This window comes from Streptomyces sp. NPDC087845 (assembly GCF_044742755.1).
Lineage (GTDB): Bacteria > Actinomycetota > Actinomycetes > Streptomycetales > Streptomycetaceae > Streptomyces.
This window is the reverse complement of record NZ_JBIUVC010000003.1, coordinates 600078-615144: the sequence shown is the minus strand read 5'-3', so window position 1 is coordinate 615144 and position 15067 is coordinate 600078. Positions and strand designations below refer to the sequence as shown.

The 15067-nt window shown below is 70.9% G+C and carries 15 protein-coding genes; 10 read left to right on the top strand and 5 right to left on the bottom strand.

Going from position 1 to position 15067, the window contains the following annotated elements; translation table 11 throughout:
• Nucleotides 1-268 precede the first annotated feature (268 nt).
• A complete protein-coding gene (locus ACIOMQ_RS11785) occupies nucleotides 269-1576 on the top strand; it encodes an LCP family protein (protein ID WP_362202248.1) in 1308 nt (435 codons plus the stop codon).
• 232 nt (nucleotides 1577-1808) lie between these two features.
• On the opposite strand, the gene ACIOMQ_RS11780 is transcribed toward ACIOMQ_RS11785, so the two are convergent.
• Nucleotides 1809-2087, bottom strand: coding sequence for a class II aldolase/adducin family protein (locus ACIOMQ_RS11780; protein WP_402188793.1), 279 nt, complete (start codon nucleotides 2085-2087; stop codon nucleotides 1809-1811).
• A gap of 45 nt (nucleotides 2088-2132) precedes the next feature.
• On the opposite strand from ACIOMQ_RS11780, the gene ACIOMQ_RS11775 reads away from it, so the two are divergent.
• Complete coding sequence (locus ACIOMQ_RS11775) at nucleotides 2133-2369, top strand: hypothetical protein (RefSeq protein WP_402188790.1); 237 nt, start codon at nucleotides 2133-2135, stop codon at nucleotides 2367-2369.
• A gap of 112 nt (nucleotides 2370-2481) precedes the next feature.
• Here ACIOMQ_RS11775 and ACIOMQ_RS11770 read toward each other — a convergent pair whose 3' ends face one another.
• Nucleotides 2482-3960 (bottom strand): MFS transporter, encoded by a 1479-nt coding sequence (locus ACIOMQ_RS11770; RefSeq protein WP_401986431.1) that lies wholly within the window; start codon nucleotides 3958-3960, stop codon nucleotides 2482-2484.
• Nucleotides 3961-4099: 139 nt separating this feature from the next.
• On the opposite strand from ACIOMQ_RS11770, the gene ACIOMQ_RS11765 reads away from it, so the two are divergent.
• Complete coding sequence (locus tag ACIOMQ_RS11765) at nucleotides 4100-4690, top strand: TetR/AcrR family transcriptional regulator (protein ID WP_389803079.1); 591 nt, start codon at nucleotides 4100-4102, stop codon at nucleotides 4688-4690.
• A 73-nt stretch (nucleotides 4691-4763) separates the two neighbouring features.
• Here the strand turns inward: ACIOMQ_RS11765 and ACIOMQ_RS11760 are convergent, their stop codons facing one another.
• From ACIOMQ_RS11760 to ACIOMQ_RS11750, 3 genes are read right to left on the bottom strand one after another with little or no spacing between them, the layout of a single operon-like run.
• Nucleotides 4764-4988 carry a ferredoxin gene (locus tag ACIOMQ_RS11760; RefSeq protein ID WP_402188788.1) on the bottom strand — a complete coding sequence of 75 codons (225 nt, stop codon included), beginning with the start codon at nucleotides 4986-4988 and terminating at the stop codon, nucleotides 4764-4766.
• Nucleotides 4989-4999: 11 nt separating this feature from the next.
• Entirely contained in the window at nucleotides 5000-6205 is a 1206-nt protein-coding gene (locus ACIOMQ_RS11755; protein ID WP_402188786.1) for a cytochrome P450, read from the bottom strand.
• A gap of 48 nt (nucleotides 6206-6253) precedes the next feature.
• Nucleotides 6254-7444 carry a cytochrome P450 gene (locus ACIOMQ_RS11750; protein ID WP_402188784.1) on the bottom strand — a complete coding sequence of 397 codons (1191 nt, stop codon included), beginning with the start codon at nucleotides 7442-7444 and terminating at the stop codon, nucleotides 6254-6256.
• A gap of 213 nt (nucleotides 7445-7657) precedes the next feature.
• On the opposite strand from ACIOMQ_RS11750, the gene ACIOMQ_RS11745 reads away from it, so the two are divergent.
• From ACIOMQ_RS11745 to ACIOMQ_RS11715, 7 genes are read left to right on the top strand one after another with little or no spacing between them, the layout of a single operon-like run.
• Nucleotides 7658-8689 (top strand): 3-oxoacyl-ACP synthase III family protein, encoded by a 1032-nt coding sequence (locus tag ACIOMQ_RS11745; protein WP_402188853.1) that lies wholly within the window; start codon nucleotides 7658-7660, stop codon nucleotides 8687-8689.
• 4 nt (nucleotides 8690-8693) lie between these two features.
• Nucleotides 8694-10574, top strand: a complete 1881-nt coding sequence (locus ACIOMQ_RS11740) for an HAD-IIIC family phosphatase (protein WP_402188782.1) — start codon at nucleotides 8694-8696, stop codon at nucleotides 10572-10574.
• Nucleotides 10571-10798, top strand: a complete 228-nt coding sequence (locus ACIOMQ_RS11735; RefSeq protein WP_389803093.1) for an acyl carrier protein — start codon at nucleotides 10571-10573, stop codon at nucleotides 10796-10798. The genes ACIOMQ_RS11740 and ACIOMQ_RS11735 overlap by 4 nt, the downstream gene beginning before the upstream one ends.
• The gene (locus ACIOMQ_RS11730; RefSeq protein ID WP_402188779.1) at nucleotides 10795-11613 is read left to right on the top strand and encodes a 2-oxo acid dehydrogenase subunit E2; all 819 of its coding nucleotides are present in this window, start codon (nucleotides 10795-10797) and stop codon (nucleotides 11611-11613) included. Before ACIOMQ_RS11735 ends, ACIOMQ_RS11730 begins: the two co-directional genes overlap by 4 nt.
• A complete protein-coding gene (locus ACIOMQ_RS11725) occupies nucleotides 11606-12700 on the top strand; it encodes an alpha/beta hydrolase (protein WP_402188777.1) in 1095 nt (364 codons plus the stop codon). The genes ACIOMQ_RS11730 and ACIOMQ_RS11725 overlap by 8 nt, the downstream gene beginning before the upstream one ends.
• Nucleotides 12697-13500 (top strand): thioesterase II family protein, encoded by an 804-nt coding sequence (locus ACIOMQ_RS11720; RefSeq protein WP_402188775.1) that lies wholly within the window; start codon nucleotides 12697-12699, stop codon nucleotides 13498-13500. Before ACIOMQ_RS11725 ends, ACIOMQ_RS11720 begins: the two co-directional genes overlap by 4 nt.
• Entirely contained in the window at nucleotides 13497-14990 is a 1494-nt protein-coding gene (locus ACIOMQ_RS11715) for an FAD-dependent monooxygenase (RefSeq protein WP_402188773.1), read from the top strand. The genes ACIOMQ_RS11720 and ACIOMQ_RS11715 overlap by 4 nt, the downstream gene beginning before the upstream one ends.
• Nucleotides 14991-15067: the final 77 nt, after the last annotated feature.

Sequence of the window (15067 nt, the reverse complement as noted above, 5' to 3'; positions counted from 1 at the left end):
CGGGAGTTCCGCGCGAACGGCCGGGGTGCGCGTCCGGTCCCGCCGCATCGCCGCCGACCGCGGCGTCTGCATCGCCCGAGCCCTTGTTCTCTTCGGGTAGGTAGGGTTCGTCCACCGCAAGGTGCGGGGCACGAAGGAGTGGGCGGGCGCGCGGTCGAAGGGCCGGGTGCGGAGGGTCGGCGTGAGCAAGGAACGCAGGAAGCCGCGAGGCGGCGCGAGGGGCAGGGCCGGAGAGAAGCCAGGGGGGCGGCTCACGAGACGGGGCAAGCTGTTCGTCCGCGGCGGAGCAGCGCTGGCCGTGCTGCTCCTGGCGGCCGGCGGCGCCGGCGCCTGGATCTATCAGAGCCTCGACGGGAACATCCACTCCGCCGACATCGACGACAAGCTCGGTGGCGACCGGCCTGCCAATATGAGTCCCGGTTCCAAGAACATCCTGGTGGTGGGCTCGGACTCGCGCGCCGGCGACAACGGCAAATACGGCAAGGGCCTGACCACGATGCAGTCGGACACCCTGATGGTGATGCATGTGGCAGCCAACCGGGAGTGGGCCACCGTCGTATCCCTCCCGCGCGATTCATGGGTCGGCATACCGGCCTGCGACCGGGGCAACGGCACCAGGTCCACACCGCACCACTTCAAGATCAACGAGGCCTTCGCCATCGGCGGAACGAGCGGTGAGGTCGCCGGGGCCGCGGCCTGCACCATCCGAACCGTCGAGAAGAACACCGGCCTGCGCATCGATCACTTCATGTCGATCGATTTCCAGGGTTTCAAGGGCATGGTGAACGCTCTGGACGGCATAGAAGTCTGTCCGGAGACGGCGATCCACGACAAGAAGGCCCATCTCGACATGGAAGCGGGATGTCAGACCGTCAGGGACGAGAAGGCCCTCGGGTACGTCAGGACCCGCTACAGCGTGGGAGACGGCTCCGACCTCGGCCGGATAGGCCGGCAGCAGGAATTCATGGAGGCCCTGGCGGCCAAGGCCCAGAAGAAACTGACCAGCCCGACCGCCCTGTACGGCTTCCTCGACTCGGCGACCAAATCACTCACCACGGACAAGAAACTGGCGGGGATCAACCCGCTCACCGGGCTCGCCTCCGAACTCAAGGGCATCCCGAGCGACCGGCTGGCCTTCCTGACCGTGCCGAACTACGGGCGTGAGGCGGACGTGCCCACCGACAAGGCCAACGTGGTGTGGCAGTACCCCCAGGCGGCGGACCTCTTCACTTCGTTGGCCGCGGACAAGGAAGTTGACAAGAAGGCACTGGAGGCCCGCAGCAAGAACCCCGTCTACGCCTCCACGATCCGTGTGCGCGTACTCAACGGGACGGGGAAGCCGGGGGAGGCCGCGAAGGCCGCGGAAGCGCTGCGCACGGCGGGATACACCGTCGTCGGCACGGGCAACGCCCCCAGCGGCAAGGGAAAGACGTCGGTCGCTTTCCCGCAGGGACTCGACCAGCAGGCGAAGGCACTGGCCTCCCGGCTGCCGGAAGTGCGAGCGACCCAGGACCCCGCGGCCGCTCCGGGGGTCGTGACGCTGACCGTCGGCGAGAATTTCGACGGCGTGCGCTGAACCGACGGGCAGCCCGGGCGTGCGAGCAGCGCCATGCTCCCGCGGCGCGCAGCAGAACGGCGAATGACGGATACCTCGCGGGCGGACGGCCGCCGCATTCGGCCCCGCGAAAGGACGCCGCTGCTCTGCTGCCGAACCCATGGGTGCGCGGTCCGGGCCGGTCGATGAGCTTCGGCGTACCGGCCGCCATCGCCAGCAGCTGGGCCTGGCAGGAGCGTTCCATGGTGATGAATCACCACACGGCCTCGGCGACCGAGCGGCCGACGGTCAGCAGACCGTGGTTCTGCAGGCTGACGGCCTTGTTCCCGCCCAGGGCCTCACCGATCCGCTTGCCCTCCTCGACCTCGTCGACCACGCCCCGGTAGTCGCTGTACAGGCCGTGGTCCTCGAAGAACGCGCAGGCGTCCTGGGTGATCGGATCGAGCCGGATGCCGAGGCCGGAGAAGGCCTTGCCATGCAGGGAACTGGAGAAGGCCTTGCCACGCAGGGAACGGGAAGGCGCGGCGGCCACGACGCGCGGCTGCGCACGCAGATCGCCCGCGCCCTGACCGAATGCGTGCGCGGCGCGGGCCTCGCCCTCACCGTGGACGCCGAGGAGCTCGCCCGGGTGCTCATCGCCGTCCGGGAGGGCGAACTCGCCCAGAGCTACGTGGAACCGGACCGACTGCCGCCCGGGCAGCTAGGGCGCCGCTACCTCGCCCCGCTGCTGTCCGCCGTGACCGTACCCGCGGCAGAGGCGCCGCTCGCGGGGGAGACCGGATCCGGCCCTGGCGCCACGGGCACGCACTCGTAGCGGGCCGCTCCGCAACGGCAGCCGGTACGCGGAAGAGGCAGACCCCACTCGGGTCTGCCTCTTTCATGTGCGGTGGTGCGGGGCGGTCTTCATGTGCGGTGGTGCCGGGCGGTCAGGCGGCGGCCTTCGGCTTGGGGATACGGATGGCGAAGGCCGCGACGAGCAGAGCCAGCACGGCGAAGACCGTTCCGGCGGCGAAGGCGCTCGACATGCCGTCGGCCTCGGCGATGTGCGCGTGGGCCTCCAGGCTCCGGCCGACGCCCCGCGGCTTCTCGGCGGAGTCGCGGCTCACCGAGCCGAAGACGGTCACCAGCACCGCCAGGCCCACCGAGCCGCCGACCTGCTGCATCGCCTGGAGCAGGCCCGAAGCGGCGCCCACGTCACGCGGCGGTACGCCACCGAGGATGGTCATGTTCAGGGGCATGAAGCTGAAGCCGATGCCGGTGCCGAACAGGATCAGCGGGCCCAGGACTCCGGCGGCGTACGAGGTGTCGGCCGAGATGGTGGCCAGCCAGGCGACTCCGGCGACGATGGCGACCGCGCCGCCGATCATGACCTTCTTGGCGCCGAACTTCGGCAGCAGCTTGGGGGCGGTCCGGCCCGAGACGAACAGGGCGCCCGCCATCGGCAGGAAGGCGACCCCGGAAATCATGGGGCTGAAGTCCAGGATGTCTCCCATGAACTGGACCAGGAAGAAGAACATGCTGGTCATCGTCGCCACGAGAAGCAGCATGTTGAGGTAGGCGCTGGCCCGGGTGCGGTCGGCGAACAGGCGCAGCGGCATGATCGGCTGCTGGGCGCCCCGCTCGACGAGGACGAAGACCGCGAGCAGGACGACACCGGCGGCGGCGAGGGACACCGCGAGGGTGCTGCCCCAGCCGACCTCGGCGACCCGGATCAGGCCGTAGACGAGGAGCCCCATCCCGGCGGCCGACAGCAGGGTGCCGCTCGTGTCGAACCGGCCGGACTGCCGGGGCGGCTCCTTGACGTACTTCGGAGCCAGCACGGCGATGGCGATGCCGAAGGGGACGTTGATGAGGAGGGCCCAGCGCCATGAGGCCCACTCGGTCAGCACGCCCCCGAGGATGAGGCCGATGGCCAGCCCGAGCCCCGCGACCGTGGAGAACACGCCGAGCGCGCGGTTGCGCTGGGCGCCCTCGGTGAAGTTCGTGGTGAGGAGGGCGAGTGTGCTGGGGGCGCACATGGCCGCGCCGGCGCCCTGGAGGACGCGGGCCGCGATGAGCCAGCCCGCCGTGGGCGCGAGGCCGCCCAGCAGGGAGGCCAGGGTGAAGACCAGGACACCGGCGACGAACACCCGCCGTCGGCCGAGGACGTCGCCCGCCCGGCCGCCGAGCAGCAGCAGTCCACCGAAAGCCAGGGTGTAGGCGGTCGGAACCCACGAGAGGCTCGTCGCCGAGAAGTTCAGGCTCTCCCGCAACGACGGCAGAGCCACGTTCATCACGGTGCCGTCGATGGCGACCATGAGCTGGCAGGTGACGATCACGGCCAGGGTGATCCCGAGCCCCTGGCCGGGCAGGGCCCCGGATCGTGTCTGCCCCGTGTCGACCGGGGTCGTTTCGGATGTGGACATGTCGTACGCCAACCCCTCAGCAAGAGCTGCGATCGTGTGCGGGCACCGCGCCGCGATGCCCCGCCCGAAAGAAACGGGGAGTGCCCCCGCTTATGGGCGGTACGATACGGGGACACAGTCCGTTTATCAAGGAGAGCCCATGGGACGCACGGCCACCACTGGACCGGCCAAGCCTCTGCGGGCCGATGCGCGCAGGAATTACTTCCGTCTGCTCGAAGCCGCGGGGGAGGCATTCGCCGAGAACGGCGCGGATGCCCCGTTCGACGACATCGCCAAGCGTGCCGGGGTGGGGTCGGCGACGCTCTACCGGCACTTCCCGACCAGGGAGGCGCTGCTGGACGCGGTCTTCCGGGACCGGGTGGACGCGCTGTGCGAGCAGGCGAAGGCGCTGCTCGACAGCCCCTCGCCCGGTGGAGCGCTGGAGGAATGGCTCCGCGCGGTCATCGAGCACTCCCGGACGTACCGCGGACTCGCGGCGGAGCAGCTGGCCATCGAAATCGACGACGGGCCGTCGCTGAGCGCCGCGCGCCACACGCGGATCACCGAGGCCGGCCACGGACTGTTCGTCCGGGCGCAGCAGTCCGGAGAGATCGCCGCGGAGTACGACATCACGTCCGCGCTCAAGCTCGTCAACGCCATCGCCTGGGCGACCGAGCAGTCGCCCGCACCCGCGGAGCAGATCGAGCGGCTGCTCGGCATCGCCATGAAGGGGCTGCTCTCCCGCGCCTGAGGGCCGGCGAACGGGGCCCGGCGTGTGCCCCGTTCCGCACGGAACACACGCCGGGCCGTCGCCGTCGCCGCCGTCAATCGGTCGGCGCGAGCACCTCGCCCGTGGCCGTGTCGGTCACCCTGATGGCCTCGACCGGGCACGACTCGGCCGCGATCAGCACCTCGGGACCGGCCTCCACCACGGGGGCGACCGGGGTGGAGACCCCGTCGACCAGATCGAACACCTGGGGAGCGCATCCGGTGCACACCCCGGAACCGAAGCAGAGTTCGTCGTCCACCTCGATACGCCACTTCGCCACGCCGGACCCGCTCATTCCCAGATCACCGGCAGCTCCGCCACCCCGTGCGCCAACGAGCCGGACTTCCAACGCACTTCGCGGGGGTCGACGGCCAGCCGTAGCCCGGGGAATCGGTCGAGGACCGCTTTGATCGCCACGTGCAGCTCCATCCTGGCGAGCGGGGCACCCAGGCAGTGGTGCACACCATGCCCGAATGCCAGATGTGGATTGGTCTTCCGGTCGAAGCGGAGGGAGTCGGCGTCCGCGAAGACCGAGGCGTCACGATTCCCGGCCGGTTCGGAAGCCAGCACGGCCTCTCCGGCCCTGATGGTCACCCCGCTGAGCACCACGTCCTCCTTGGCGATACGGGCGAACCCGGCGCTCGCCGCGATCGGCACGTAGCGCAGCATCTCCTCGATCGCCGAAGGAAGCAGATCGGGCCGCGTACGCAGCAGCCGGAGCTCGTCGGGGTGGGTCAGCAGCAGATAGAGGAAGTTGCCGAGCTGGCCGGCGGTTGTCTCATGGCCCGCGACGAGCAGCGTCACACCGAAGGTGACCAGTTCCCCCTCGCTCAGCCTGCCTTCGGCGTCCCGTGCGGTGACCAGTGCGCCGAGCAGATCGTCGCCGGGAACGGCGCGGCGCTCGGCGATCAACTCGGCGAGGCAGTCGCGGAGATGACCGTGGGCCGCCTCGATCTCCTGCCCTGTCAGCCGGGTCGAGGAGACGAACGCCTCGGACCACTCCCGGAAGCTGCCCCGCCGCGTGGCGGGGACCCCGAGCAGCTCGCAGATCACGGTGACCGGCAGCGGGAGGCAGAACTGCTCCACGAGGTCCGCGGGCCCGCCTCCGTCGGCGATCGTGTCCAGGAGACCGCGGGCGATGGCCTCGGTGCGCGGCTTCAGCTGTTCGACCCGCCTGGCGGTGAACGCCTTCACCAGCAGACCGCGCAGCCGGGAGTGCTCCGGCGGGTCCATCGAGAGGATCGAGTCCGCTCGCGGCACCCGCGGAGTGGACCGGGGCACGTCCTCGGAGACACCGGCCGCACGGCTGAACCGGTGGTCCGTCAGCACGGTCCGGACGTCGTCGTGACGGGTGACGAGCCAGCCGTCCCGGCCGTACGGCAGACGGACCCGGGACACCGGCTCTCTCTCGCGCAGTTCGTCCAGGAGGGCGGCGGGCCGCAACTGGCCCGGCGGCGTGTGGGGGAAGTCCCTGACTCGTGGCTCTGCCGAAGACACAGCTGACTCCTCACTCCTCGGTCGCAGGTCTGCCTGCATCCGTACCGCTTACCAGGAGAGCGGAAGTTCGTAGAGGCCGTACACGAAACTGTCGAACCGGAAGGAAAGTTCATCGAACGGGACGGCGAGCCGCAGATCCGGGAAGCGTTCGATCAGCGCGGACAGTGCCGTTTCCATCTCCACCCTGGCCAGCGACTTGCCCAGGCACTGGTGGATGCCGTGTCCGAAGGCGACATGGCTGCTCGCGTCCCGGCGGATGTCGAGCCGCTCGGCATGCGGAAAGGCAGCCTCGTCATGGTTGGCGGACGGCAGGGCGAAGACGACCCCCTCGCCCCTGGCGATGCGCTGCCCGCCGATGACCAGATCGTCGACCGCCACCCGCACCATGCCGCTCTGCGACACCGACAGGTAGCGCAGCAACTCGTCGACCGCGGAACGCATGAGGCCGGGATCCCGCCGCAGCGCCTCCAACTGGTCGGGGTTCCGCAGCAGCGTGAGGACGGCCAGGCCGATCATGTTCGCCGTGGTGTCGTGGCCCGCGACGAGCAGCAGCCGGGCCATCGAACTGAGCTCCTCCACGGAGAGCTCGCCCGAGGTGACATACCGGCCGGCCACCTGGCTGAGCAGATCGTCGCCCGGAGTGCGCGCCTTCTCCGCGGACAGCCGGTCCAGATAGGCCGACAGCTCCCCGTACGCCGCCGCGATCTCCTGCGGGCTGTCCGTACCCGAGGCGATGATCTTGCTCTGGGCCTGGAAGAAGTCGTGGTCCGCGTAGGGGACTCCGAGCATCGTGCAGATCACCAGCGACGGAAGCGGCAGGGCGAAGGTGTCGATGAAGTCGACGGGCGGCGAGCCCCGGTCGATGGCGTCGAGCAGAGCGTCGACCGTCTTGCGGATGCCCGGACGCTGCTCCTGGATCCTGCGGAGCGTGAACTCGGGCGTCAGCATCCGCCGCAGTACGCCGTGCTCGGGGTCGTCCATGCGGAGGAACGACACCCGGCTCGGCCCCGGCGGCAGCGGCACGACCTGGGGGAGGTCCGGGTTGCGCGAATCCGCGCTCAGCCGGGGGTCCGCCAGAGCGGCCCGGACATCCGCGTGCCGCGTCAGCAGCCACGGCTCCGAGCCGAGCGGCAGCCGTACCTTGCAGGGCGGCCCCTGACGCAGCGCCGCGTAGCCCGGAGGCGGCAGCAACGGGTCCGTGCGCGGCATGGGGAAGACCTGGAGGTCGGCATCTGTCATGACCCCGAGGGTCGGACCCGCCGCTTGGGTCGTCCTTCGGCCCGGCTAAAGCGGCGCGGTACGGATCGGACGCGCCCCGGCCCGGCAGCGGGCATCGGGGCAGAGGCGCGGCGGGCCGACCCCAAGGTGGGCGCTAGTTCCGCTTTAGGCCCGATGGCCACCATCCGAACCCGGCTCCTCGACCAGCACCTCGCGGCACCCGAAGGGAACGGCATGGACGCACCCGACATCCACCTGCTGTCGGCAGGCACGGCGCTACCGGGCGCACCCGTGGACAACGCGGCGCTCGCCGACCGGTTCGGCATGGACACCCTGTGGGAGCAGTGGATCGACACCTTCGTCGGTACCCGCACCCGCCATCTCGCCGTCGATCTCAAGACCGGTGAGCCGAATGTCCGGCTCACCGACCTGTGCGAACAGGCGGGCTCCCGCGCGCTGGAGACGGCCGGCCTCACCGCCGGTGACGTGGATCTGGTGGTGCTGGGCACCTCCACCCCCGACCAGTTGATGCCCGCGACCGTGAACATGGTGGCCGAACGCCTCGGCATCGACGCCGTGGCCACGTACCAGCTGCAGTCCGGATGCACCGGTGCGGTCCAGGCCCTGAACATGGCCCGGCAGCTGCTGATGGCGGGCGAGCACCACACCGCGCTGGTCCTCGGCGGCGACGTCTGCAGCAAGATCTTCGACGTCGAGACCGACCTCAGTGCCCTGAGCCCCGAAGAGATGGTCAATGTCGCGCTCTTCGGCGACGGCGCCGGAGCCGCCGTCCTGACCACCCGGCCGCAGGACCGCTCCGCCCGGCTGGTCCGCGTACTCACCCGGCTGGTCGGCCTGAACCGAGAGCCCGGACAGGTCCTGGAATGGTTCACCAAGTCCGACCGGAATCCGGACCGTGCGGCGTCGAGGGAGGACTACAAGGCGATCGAGGCAACCGTGCCCGTGATGGCCGCCGAAGTCCTCGACGAACTGCTCGACGGCCTCGGCTGGGCCGCGGACGACCTCGACTTCCTCCTCCCGCCTCAGCTCTCCGGCCGGATGACCGAACTCATCGTGAAGCGGATGGACGCCCCGCATCCCACCGAGATCACCTGCGTCGCGGAGACCGGCAACACCGGCAACGCGCTGCCCTTCCTGCAACTGGAACGGCTGCTGCCACGCATGACCACGGGGGACCGCGCCGTCGCCGTCGCCGTGGAGTCGAGCAAGTGGATCAAGGCCGGTTTCGCACTGGAGCGGGGGTAGCCCCATGACCCGCACCGAGCCGGTCGCCGAGGACCTGTTCGCCCTGGCCCGCGCCGGGCTGCTCGTCGAGCGCCACCCCGACGTATCCCGGCTGATCGCACCCCTCACCGGGGACGATCTCCTGCGGGCGGGCAGGCTGCTGTCCCGGAGCGACCCCGACGAGATCCTGCGCGCCCATCCCGCGACGCCGACGACGACCGTGGTGGTCACCGGCCACGGCACGCTGTCCGAGCTGATCCCCGCGCTCACCGCCGAGACGGCACGGCACGGCATCCTGCTGCGCCCGCACATGACGGACCACGACAGCTACCGGCTGCAACTGGCCGACCCGGGCAGCGAGGTGTACGGCGACGCCGACCTCGTCCTGTGCGTCCTCGATCCCGCCATGGTCTTCGACCTCCTGCCGACGCCCTGGCGCCCCGCGGACGTGCGGGAAGCGCTCGCCGGGCAGCTCGCGCTCCTCGACGAGGCGACGCGGCGGTTCGAATCGGCGGGCCGCGGCACCCTCGTACTGAACACCCTGCCGCTCCCGCGGGAGTACACCGGACGGCTCGTCGACCTCGCCTCGCGGGCCGAGCTCGGGGCCATCTGGCGGCAGGCGAACGCCGCCCTCCTCGACCTCATGCGCGACCGCCCGTCGACGGTCGTGCTCGATCTCGATCCCCTCGTCGCCGACGGCATTCCCGTCACGGAACCACGCCTCGACATCTACGCGAAGGCCCACCTCGCACCCGCCCTGCTCGCCGCCTACGCGCGCGAGGTCGCGCATCTGGCCCGGCACATCGGTGGGCACACCAGGAAGTGCCTCGTCGTCGACCTGGACGAGACGGTGTGGGGCGGCATCCTGGGGGACGACGGGATCGACGGGATCGAAGTCGCGAGCAGCCTGCGCGGCGAGGCGTTCCGGGCCTTCCAGCGCGTGGTCCGGCAACTCGCCTCGCAAGGCGTCCTGGTGGCCGCCGTGAGCAAGAACGACCTCGAACCGGTCCGCGAAGTCCTGCGCGACCACCCCGACATGACCCTGCGCGAGGATGACTTCGTGCGGGTCACCGCCAACTGGCGGCCCAAGCACGAGAACCTCGTGCAACTGGCCGAGGACCTCAACCTCGGTGTCGACAGCCTCGTCTTCGCCGACGACAGCGCCTACGAGCGCGGCCTCGTACGGAAGATGCTGCCGGGCGTCGCCGTGATCGACCTCGACGACGAACCCGCGCTGCATGTCCGCAAGCTCCTGGCCGACGGCTGGTTCGACGTCCGGGCGCTGACCTCCGAGGACCGCGAGAGGCCCGACCGGTACCGCGACGAGCTGGTCCGCAAGGACTTCATGACCGGCTTCGACTCGGTCGAGGACTATCTGCGCGAGCTCGGCGTCACCGTGCGGATCGCCGACGTGGACGCTCGCGACATCCCTCGCGTCGCCCAACTCACCCTGCGGACCAACCAGTTCAACATGACCACACAGCGGCTCCAGCCGGCCGAGGTCCAGGCACTCGCCGCCGGCCCCGAGACCCGGGTCCTCACCGTGCACACCGGCGACCGCTACGGCGAGAACGGCCTCGTGGGCGTCGTACTGCTGCGCCGCGACCGCGACGAGCTGCACATCGAGAACTTCCTGCTGAGCTGCCGGGTGTTCTCCCGAGGCGTCGAGCAGGCCTGCCTCGCGGCCGTGCTGACCCATGCGAAAGCCACCGGAATGCGCGCCGTGCACGGCACCTACCGGCCGACGCCGAAGAACACCAAGGTCGCCGACTTCTACGCACAGGGCGGCTTCGTGCCGTCCGGCGAGGCGGCGAACGGGTTCGGCCACCGCCACGACCTGGAGACCATCACTCCGCCGCCACCCCATGTGCGACTGACCGAACACCTCGGAGGCACCGGCTCGTGAAGACCATCGACGACTTCGTGACGCTCATCAACGAGGAGGTCGGGCTGCCCGTCACCGTCGACCACATCGCGGGACCGCTCGACGCGGTGCCGGGCTGGGACTCGATGCACCTGCTGACCCTCCTGACGGCACTGGAGCGCACCACGGGAACCCGCGTCTCCATGCCGGACGTCCTGCTCGCCTCCAGCCTGCACGACATCTACGACCTGACGGTGACGGCATGACCCCGGGGCCGATGGCCCGGCAACGCCGCCACACCCTGCAATTCCTCGGCGAGATCCGGTCCTTCGCCCCCGTCTTCCTCGACACCGAGATCGACATGACGCGCATCGGGGAGCACCGCACCGCGGCCCGCGCGGCCGGCCACCGGTACTCGGTGGTGACCTACGTCCTGCACACCGCGGCACGGGTCCTCGCCGACCACCCCGAGGCCAACGCCGCGATCACGGGCCGGATCCGGCCCAGGGTCGCCCGGTACGAGTCCGTCGACGGGAAACTCACCCTGGACAGAACCCTCGACGGCCGGCGCATCGTGCTGTCCGCCGTCCTCCCCGGCCTCCACCGGGCCGCACTCGACGACATCCAGCACCAGGTCGACCACTACCGTGACGGCGACCCGGCCACCATGCCGGAGTTCGCCGGAGCACGGGCGCTGCAACGGCTGCCCATGCCCCTCGGACGGCTCGCCTACCGTGCCGCCGTGCGCCCCCTCGGCCGACGGGCCGCGCGCATGGGCACCTTCGCCGTCACCTCGCTGGGCCACCGGCCCGTCGACGGCTTCCACTCGGTGGGCGGCACCACGGTCACCCTCGGCCTCGGACGCATCGCCGAGCGCCCCGTCGTACGCGACCACGTGGTGACGACCGCCCCCGTCATGCGGCTGAGCCTGGCCTTCGACCACCGGGTCATCGACGGAGCGGAGGCCGCCGACGTACTGGGCGACCTCAAGGACGGACTTGAGAACCCGACCGGCCTGCCGGCCGCGGACCGCGACACCTCCGACGCCTCCGACGCCTTCGTGAGGAGGGGCGATGAATGACGTGGACGAGCTCAAACAGTTCGCGGTCGTGCACGCCCGCGCACAGAACATCGGCGGCTACCGCACCGTCCTCGACCGCATCGCGAGCGACGACCCGCGGGGCGGTCCCGGATCCTGGGCCGGGGAATGGCAGCGGGCCGGTGAGGCGCAGGAAGCGGCCGGCCGCCTGCTGGAGGCATGCCGGCACTACGCGATGGCCCGCTTCCCCTACGTCGACGGTCCCGCCCGCCAGACCGCGGGGGAGCGCTGCGTCGAGGCGTTCGACACCTGGCGCACCCAGGACGGCCGCGCCATCGAACGGCTCGACATCGAAACGGACGGCGGCCGGATCGCCTGCTGGACCGCCGGCCTCTCCGCGGACCGGCCGCGCCCCGTCCTGCTCATCATGGGCGGCATCGTCACCGTCAAGGAACAGTGGGGGCCCGTCCTCGTCCAGGCCAAACGCCTGGGCATGGCCGGCATCGTCACCGAAATGCCCGGGATCGGGGAGAACACCACCCCCTACGACGACAAGAGCCGGCAGATGATCCCGGCCGTGCTCGACGCCGTGGCCTCCCGGGCCGATGTCGACCACACCTACGCCGTCGCACTGAGCTTCAGCGGAAACATGGCCCTGCGCTGCGCCGTCCACGACCCCCGCATACGCGGCATCGTCACCGCGGGCGCCCCGGTCGACGCGTTCTTCTCCGACCGCGCCTGGCGGGCCGGACTGCCGCGCGTCACCGTGGACACGCTCGCCCACCTCACCGGTACACCGCCGGAGCACACCGTCGAGCGGATGAGCGGGCACATCATCGACGCCGCGTCGCTGGGCGCCCTGGACATCCCCGTGCACAGCGTGGTCAGCGCCAGGGACGAGATCATCCCCGACGCCGACATCCAGGCGCTGCGCACCCACGTACGCCGGCTGAGCCTGCTGAACAACGACGACGTGCACGGATCTCCCGACCACGTCGTCGAGACCCGGCTGTGGACCGTGCAGTCGGTGCTGCGGATGCAGCGCGCCCAGGCCGCCCAACGGGCCGTCATCGGCCTGCTGCTCGGCGCGGCCCGGGCCCGCCGCCGCCTCGCGGGAGCACGCTCGTGAACGGCACCGCGGGGCCCCCGGCGGGCGGCGCCGGGGGCTATCTCCCCACCTCCGCCGCCCCCGGCGCACGGCTGCGGCTGTTCTGCTTCCACCACGCCGGCGGGGCCGCCTCGGCCTTCGCCCCCTGGGTCCAGGCGCTCCGGCCCGACATCGCCGTGCTCCCGGTCCAACTCCCGGGCAGGGAAGGGCGGATCCGCGAACCGAGGCAGCTCAGCATGGGCGCGCTCGTCGCCGACCTCGACGAGGCGCTCGGCCCGTCGCTGACCGGACCGTACGCCTTCTACGGCCACAGCATGGGCGCCGCCGTCGCCTACGCGCTGACCCGCCACCGGCACGCCCGCGGACGCCCGCTCCCCGCCCGGCTGCTGGTCGGGGCCTTTCCCGCACCGCACCTGCCGACCGGACTCGACGCGGTCGCGGAACTCTCCGACGACCTGCTGGCCCAGTGGATGATCGACATCGGAGGCATGTCCCCGGAGCTGCTCCGCTACCCGGAATGGCTCCAGGCCGCGGTGTCGCTGCTGCGCGCGGACCTGGAACTGTGCGCGAGCCCCGGCCGCACCCGCCCCGACGATCCGCTGCCCTGCCCGATCCAGGTCTTCACCGGCAGCGCCGACACCCTCGTGACGGCACGCGACGCCGCCGCATGGGCACAGCACACCGAAGGCGGCTGCTCCGTCCAGCCCGTGCCCGGCGGCCACTTCTTCATCCGGGACGAGAGCCGGTCCTTTCTCCACCTGCTCCGCAGGGCGCTCGTCCCGCTCGCCACCATCCATCCCGCAGCGAGGAGTCTGCCGTGAGTCCGACTGTTGTCATCGCGGGCGGAGGCCCGAGCGGCCTCATGCTCGCCGCCGAGCTGGGCCTGAAGGGCGTGCACACGATCGTCATCGAGCGGCTGCCGGAAGCCAACGGATGGTCGAGATCACTCACCCTTCAGGCACGCTCCGTCGAAGTCCTCTCCCAACGGGGGCTCGACTGGTTCGACGAGTACCCGCACATCCGCTCGTACAACTTCGGTCTGCTGGAGCTGACCGGGATCATCGACCCGAGCCTCGTCCCGCTGCTCGTGCCGCAACGCCATCTGGAACGCCGTCTGGAGGACCGCGCGCTGGAACTCGGCGTCGACATCCGCCGCGGCCAGGAGGTGATCGGCTTCGAACAGGACGCCGACGGAGTCACCGTCCGGGTACGGGAGGGCGAGCAGGAGTCCGAGGTGCGCGGCGACTACCTCGTCGGCTGCGACGGCGGCGGCAGCAAGGTCCGCAAACTCGCCGGCATCGGCTTCCCCGGAAGCGCCTCCACCATCAACGGGATCACCGGCGATGTGAACACGCCGGAGGACTTCCAGCAGCGGCTCCCCCCGAAGCTGTACGGCACCGGGCTGTTCGCCGTCACCCCCATCGGGCCAGGACAGCACCGGGTCACGGTCATCGAATTCGGCACCGAACTGACCAGCAAGAACGTGCCCGTCACGATCGACGAGTTCCGCGGCAGCATCCAGCGCGTCGCGGGCATCGACCCGGAGATCCTGGACATCGGCGAGGCCCACTGGCTGTCCCGCTTCGGCAACCCCACCCGGCTCGCCGAGCGCTACCGCGACGGCCGGGTCCTGCTGGCCGGCGACTCGGCCCACATCCACCTCCCGGTCAGCGGCCAGGGCCTCAACACCGGTATCCAGGACGCCTGGAACCTCGGCTGGAAACTGGCCGCGGTGGTCCGGGGAGAGGCCCCCGACGGGCTGCTGGACACCTACCACAGCGAGCGGCACCCGATCGGCGAACGCGTCTGCATGAACACCCGCGCCCAGGACTCCCTGATGTACCCGCTGGAGCGGGTGGCGCCGCTGCGGGAACTCTTCGGCGAGCTCCTGCGGCTCGACGAGGTCAACACCTACCTCACCGACATGGTGACGGGCATCGGCATCCGCTACCCCATGGGCAAGCCGGCCGACGGACCGGCCCACCCGCTGCTCGGCCGGCGCATCGGCGACATCCCCCTGACACCGGTGAAGTCCGGTGCCGGGGAAGCGGCGGAGGCCACCACCACCTGGCGGACGCTGCATCCGGGACGCGGCGTCCTGCTGAACCTCTCGGGCGGCGAGGCCCCCGACATCAAGGGCTGGACCGACCGCGTCGACACCGTCGACGCCGAACTCGTCACGGAACTCGACGCGGCCGTACTGCTGCTGCGCCCGGACGGCCACGTCGCCCACGTGGACCACGACGGAGGCGACCGGGAAGGGCTGCAACTGGCCCTCAAGACCTGGTTCGGGGACGCCACCGGCCACTGACGGTCCCGGCGGGCGGCCGGGGCAGGCACACGACCGAGGGGCGGTTCCCGCAGTCACTGCGGGAACCGCCCCTCGGC

Excerpts from the sequence above, each read along its gene's own strand:
- ACIOMQ_RS11740 (WP_402188782.1), top strand. The coding sequence starts at position 8,694 with ATGACCCGCACCGAGCCGGTCGCCGAGGACCTGTTCGCCCTGGCCCGC.
- ACIOMQ_RS11730 (WP_402188779.1), top strand. The coding sequence starts at position 10,795 with ATGACCCCGGGGCCGATGGCCCGGCAACGCCGCCACACCCTGCAATTC.
- ACIOMQ_RS11750 (WP_402188784.1), bottom strand. The coding sequence starts at position 7,444 with ATGACAGATGCCGACCTCCAGGTCTTCCCCATGCCGCGCACGGACCCG.
- ACIOMQ_RS11725 (WP_402188777.1), top strand. The coding sequence starts at position 11,606 with ATGAATGACGTGGACGAGCTCAAACAGTTCGCGGTCGTGCACGCCCGC.
- ACIOMQ_RS11745 (WP_402188853.1), top strand. The coding sequence starts at position 7,658 with ATGGACGCACCCGACATCCACCTGCTGTCGGCAGGCACGGCGCTACCG.
- ACIOMQ_RS11765 (WP_389803079.1), top strand. The coding sequence starts at position 4,100 with ATGGGACGCACGGCCACCACTGGACCGGCCAAGCCTCTGCGGGCCGAT.
- ACIOMQ_RS11770 (WP_401986431.1), bottom strand. The coding sequence starts at position 3,960 with ATGTCCACATCCGAAACGACCCCGGTCGACACGGGGCAGACACGATCC.